This window comes from Burkholderia sp. Ac-20379 (genome assembly GCF_017104645.1).
GTDB lineage: Bacteria > Pseudomonadota > Gammaproteobacteria > Burkholderiales > Burkholderiaceae > Burkholderia.
Genome location: NZ_JAAGPF010000456.1, coordinates 1 through 4,471, shown reverse-complemented (window position 1 = coordinate 4,471; position 4,471 = coordinate 1). Strand labels below are relative to the sequence as shown.

Here is a 4,471-nt window from a genome sequence, read left to right as displayed (position 1 = left end):
CACGCCGGCCACCCGGCGCCTGCTGCGCTCGCGCTCGATCTACGTGGTGGACGAACGCACCGGCACCGTGCTGCTGGAGCGCAACGCCAGGCAGATCCGGCCGATTGCATCGGTCTCCAAACTGATGCCGGCGCGCGCGTGCCTGCACGACCGTCCTGCGGTGGCTCGCGAGATGTTCGCGACCGCCGCCGCCCGCGATGCGTCGGTGTGCGAGGCATCGCCGGGGCCGCCGGGCGGCCGGCGGCGCTGCACGAGCCGGTAGCCGCGCCCGGGCACGGTCATGATGCAGTTGCGATCGTCGCCGAGCGCGCGCCGCAGCGCCGACAGATGCACCTGCAAGGTGTTTTCCTCGACGTAGGTGTCGGGCCAGATGCGGTCCAGCAGCGCATGCTTGGTGACCAGCTTGCCGTCCGCTTCCACCAGCATTTCGAGGATGCCGAACGCGCGCGGGCCGAGGCGCACCGGCACGCCGTGCTCGAACAGTTCGCGGCGCGCGAGATCGACCTGGAAGCGGCCAAGCGGGAAGGGGGACGGCGGGGTTTCCGGCGGAGCAGACATGCGTCGGAGCAGGCAGAGTGAGGCGGTGAGACGGAGGGCGAAGCCGACGGGGGCGGCGGAGGCGACAAATCAAGCGGATCGAGCCGGCGCACGGGCACCCGTGCGCACGGCTGGATTCTATCCGATGCGCGGCGGCGCAAAATAATCCCCGCCGGGCCGTAGGGCCTGGATTCGCATGAGGAATAGCGCTCAGGCGAGCGCGTTCGCCGTGCGCGGCGTGAAGCTCACGCGCGCGTTCTTCGGGCGCAGCGAGAACCAGCCCTGCGCTTCGACCGGCCCGAGCAGCGTCATGTCCCAGTGTTCGATCCAGTAGGCCAGCGACACGGCCAGATCCATCATCGCCATGCCGGTGCCCGGGCAGGCACGGTCGCCAAGGCCGAACGGGAAATACGCGCCCTGCGGCCAGGTGGACGCCGCCAGGAAGCGCTCGGGGCGGAACGCGTCGGGATCGGGAAACCAGCGCGCGTCGCGCTGCGTGATCCAGCTCGACATCATGACGATGTCGCCGCGCGCGAACGTGGTGCCCATCACCGTCAGCGCGCGCGACAACTGGCGCGGCACGAGCGCGTAGGCGGGCGGGTAGAGCCGCAGCGTTTCCTGGATCACCGCGCGCAGCAGCGGGAAGCGGCGCAGATCCTGCTGCTGCGTCACGCCGGCCCAATCGGTGCCGTCGAGTTCGCGGCGCAGCGCCGCCAGCACGTCGGGATGGCGGGCCAGCATCAGCTGCACCCACGAGAGCGTCGCGCCGGTGGCCTGATGCGAGGCCATCAGCAGCGTGGCGAGATCGTCGCGATGCACGGCCAGCGGGCTCGTCGAGCGCGCGGCCACCTGTTCGATCTGGGTGCGCATCACGCGCAGCGCCCAGCGCTTGCGCGGGCACATCTTGCTCGGGAACCAGTGGCCGAGCGGCAGGCCCGTGCTGGTTTCGAGCAGCGCGACGCGCGACAGGATCCGCACCGCCTTGGCGATCGTGTGCGAACTGGGGCCGAGGTCGAGTTCGAACAGCCCGTAGCCCGACAGCGTGACGCTGTAGGCGGCCATCTCCAGATCGAGATCGATGGCCTGGCCCGGCACGAGGTGCGCGGCGCGCTCGCGCGCGATGCGCTGGATCTCGGTGGCGGCGGGCGCCTTGATGTGCGGACGCACGGCCTGGCGCTGGCTGCGCGCCGCTTCGCCCTCCTGCATCATGAAACTGCGGCCGTTCCACTGCCGCATGATGCAGAGGCTCGGCTCCCAGCGCCGCAGTTCGGCGCGGTGCTTGACCATCAGTTCGTGCACGGCTTCGGGATGGAACACGCACCAGAGCCGCTTCGGCCCCATGCGCAGCGCAGCCAGATCGGGCGCGGCGCGATGCTGGCGCGCCAGCCAGTCGAGCGGGTCGCGCTGAATCTCCAGCCAGTGATTGAGCCCGGCGCTCGGCGGCTGCCAGTTCTTGCGGCGCCAGTTCAGGCGCTTGCGGATCGGGCAGGCGGGTGCTTCCGGTAGGTCGTCGCTTACGAAGGAGGTCATCGCGGAAAAGTGCGCACACGGCGCAACGTTGGCGGACGACCATTCTATCCGTGCAAGGCCTCGGGGGCATGACAGCGCGATGGGCTCGCCTGTCGGCCGTCACGCCACCGAGGCGCGGCGTTCGCCGTTCAGTGCGCCGCGCTCGCCGCGGCGACCCACTGGTCGAACTGCGCCTTGTTGCCGTCGAGCCAGTCGGCCGCGAGCTTGCGGATCAGCGTCTGCGAGCCGCCGTTGCGGCTGATCGCGTATTCCCAGCCCGACCAGGTGGACGACGGGAACTTGATCTGCTCGACCAGCACGCGCACGGCCGGGTTCGCGGCGATGAACGCGCGGTTCGCCACCGAGGTCCAGTTCCACGACGCCATCGCCATCCGGCACGGATCGGCGTTGCCGGCGCAGCCCTGCACGCCGCTGACGAGCGGCGAGCCGGTGTTGGAGACGTTCGGCGGCAGCGCGGCCTCGGGCGTCGGCAGCCACACCACGTCCTTGCCCGGCACCAGCGCGTTGACCGTCCACGACGGGCTCCAGGCGTAGAAGAACGCCGGCTTGCCCTGGCGCACGCGCGCCACCGTGTCCACCATCAGCGCTTCATATTTGCCGCGCACCGCCCGCACCGTGCCTTGCAGCCCGAAGCGGTTCAACTGGTAATCGACCACGTCGCCGCAGCTCCAGCCCGGGTCGCAACTGATCAGTTGCGCCTTGCCATCGCTGCCGAACAGCGCGGCGAGCTTCGGATCCTTCAGTTGCGCGAGGTTGGTGATCTTGTAGGCGTCGGCCGTCTTCTTGTCGATCAGATAGCCGTTGATGCCGCCCCCGACGATCATGCCGGTGCCCACCACCTGCGCGTCCTTCTCGACCGCCCGGAACGCCAGCTCGCGCTGCGGGAAGTTGACGTCGGTGGCTAGATCCTCGTCGCCCTGCGCCGCCGCCTGGAAGAACAGCGTCGTGTTCATGGTGGTCAGCTTCACGTCGTAGCCGAGCCGTTTGATGCCCTGCATGACGATCTGGGTGGCGACGTAGTTCCCCCCGAAACTGTCGCCCTGCGCGTAATGCACCGTCTTGCCCTTGCCGGGCAGGGTTTGCGCACCGGCGGGCGCGCCCGCCATCATCATCGCCGCGAGCGCTGCCGCGCCGCATGCTGCCGCCAACGTCTTCATCAAGCCACTCCTGCATGGGTAGGTCGTCTGGCCCGGTCACGAATGCCGGGCCGGTTTCACTTCGGAATGCCCCGGCCGCCGCCGCGGCGGGCACGAGGCCCGGCACGGCGTGCGGCGCGGCGCGCTTACAGCGCCTGCCGGCTGTCGCTGTCCTGCGGCAGCGGGCGGGCCGGATGCGTGGAATTCGGCGCCTGGGCCGCACCGCCGAGGCCGTGCTTGCCGGCGCGCTCGCCGCGCACGAAGCGGCCCAGCACGGTGCGCCAGCCGCCGCCGCTCGAGGGCCGGGCGCGGGCCAGCTTCTGCGTGACGCGGTCGAGCATCATCGCGAGCAGCACGATGGCGATGCCGCCGATCGCCGCCTGCCCGACGTCGAGCCGCCCGAGCCCTTGCAGCACCACCAGCCCGAGGCCTTCCGCGCCGATCATCGAGATCACGACCGACATCACCATCGCCGTCAGCACCGTCTGGTTCAGCCCGCCGAGGATGGTCGGCACCGCGAGCGGCAGCTGCACTTCCCAGAGCAGTTGCCGGCGGTCTGCGCCGAACGCGAGGCCGGCTTCCACCAGCTCGTGATCGACCATCCGGATGCCGAGATGCGTGAAGCGGATCAGCGGCGGCATCGCGGCCACCACCACGGCCACCTCGCCCGGCACCGTGCCGACGCCGAACAGCATCACCACCGGCACCAGATAGACGAAGGTGGGGGTGGTCTGCATCACGTCGAGCAGCGGCTGCACGATGCGCCAGACGCGTTCGCTGCGGGCGCAGGCGATCCCGACCGGAATCCCGATCGCGGCGCAGAACACGATCGCGGTGACGATCAGCGCGAGCGTGGTCATCGCGTCGGCCCACACGCCGAGCGCGGCGATCGCCACCAGCCCGAGCAGTGTGAACGCGCCGATCGCGCGGCCGGCCGCGCGCCACGCCACCAGCGCGGCGAGCAGCACGAACAGCGGGAACGGCAGCGCGTGCAGCGCATCGACGTTCGCCTCCAGCAGCTTCTGGATCGGCCACTTGATGACGGAAAACAGCGGACGCAGATGCAGCGCGATCCATTGCACGAAGGTCTGGATCCAATCCGCGACGGGAAATACCGCCAGGTCGTCGGCTTTAAGCATGGTGGACTCCGTTGGCGCTCTGCGCGCCGATGCGGGCGAGCACGCGGGCCGCCTCCAGTTGGCCGACCAGGCGGCCGGCTTCGTCGGTCACGCCGATCGTGCCGGTCTCGCCGAAATGCGGCGCGGCGG

Annotated in this window: 3 protein-coding genes and 2 pseudogenes; 1 reads left to right on the top strand and 4 read right to left on the bottom strand. The window is 70.2% G+C overall.

Annotation, left to right across the window (positions count from 1 at the left end; all coding sequences use genetic code 11):
* A pseudogene (locus tag G3N92_RS35195) lies at window positions 1-133 on the top strand (D-alanyl-D-alanine carboxypeptidase); the annotation flags it as partial.
* A gap of 131 nt (window positions 134-264) precedes the next feature.
* On the opposite strand, the pseudogene G3N92_RS35410 reads toward G3N92_RS35195, so the two are convergent.
* From G3N92_RS35410 to G3N92_RS31240, 4 genes and pseudogenes are all read right to left on the bottom strand, one after another.
* Window positions 265-558: pseudogene (locus G3N92_RS35410) on the bottom strand (winged helix-turn-helix domain-containing protein); the annotation flags it as partial.
* 189 nt (window positions 559-747) lie between these two features.
* Window positions 748-2,067, bottom strand: a complete 1,320-nt coding sequence (locus G3N92_RS31250; protein ID WP_241015134.1) for a cytochrome P450 — start codon at window positions 2,065-2,067, stop codon at window positions 748-750.
* Between the two features lie 128 nt (window positions 2,068-2,195).
* Complete coding sequence (proX, locus tag G3N92_RS31245) at window positions 2,196-3,224, bottom strand: glycine betaine/L-proline ABC transporter substrate-binding protein ProX (RefSeq protein WP_206131402.1); 1,029 nt, start codon at window positions 3,222-3,224, stop codon at window positions 2,196-2,198.
* A 125-nt stretch (window positions 3,225-3,349) separates the two neighbouring features.
* Window positions 3,350-4,342, bottom strand: a complete 993-nt coding sequence (locus G3N92_RS31240; RefSeq protein WP_206131401.1) for a proline/glycine betaine ABC transporter permease — start codon at window positions 4,340-4,342, stop codon at window positions 3,350-3,352.
* Between the last annotated feature and the right edge of the window lie 129 nt (window positions 4,343-4,471).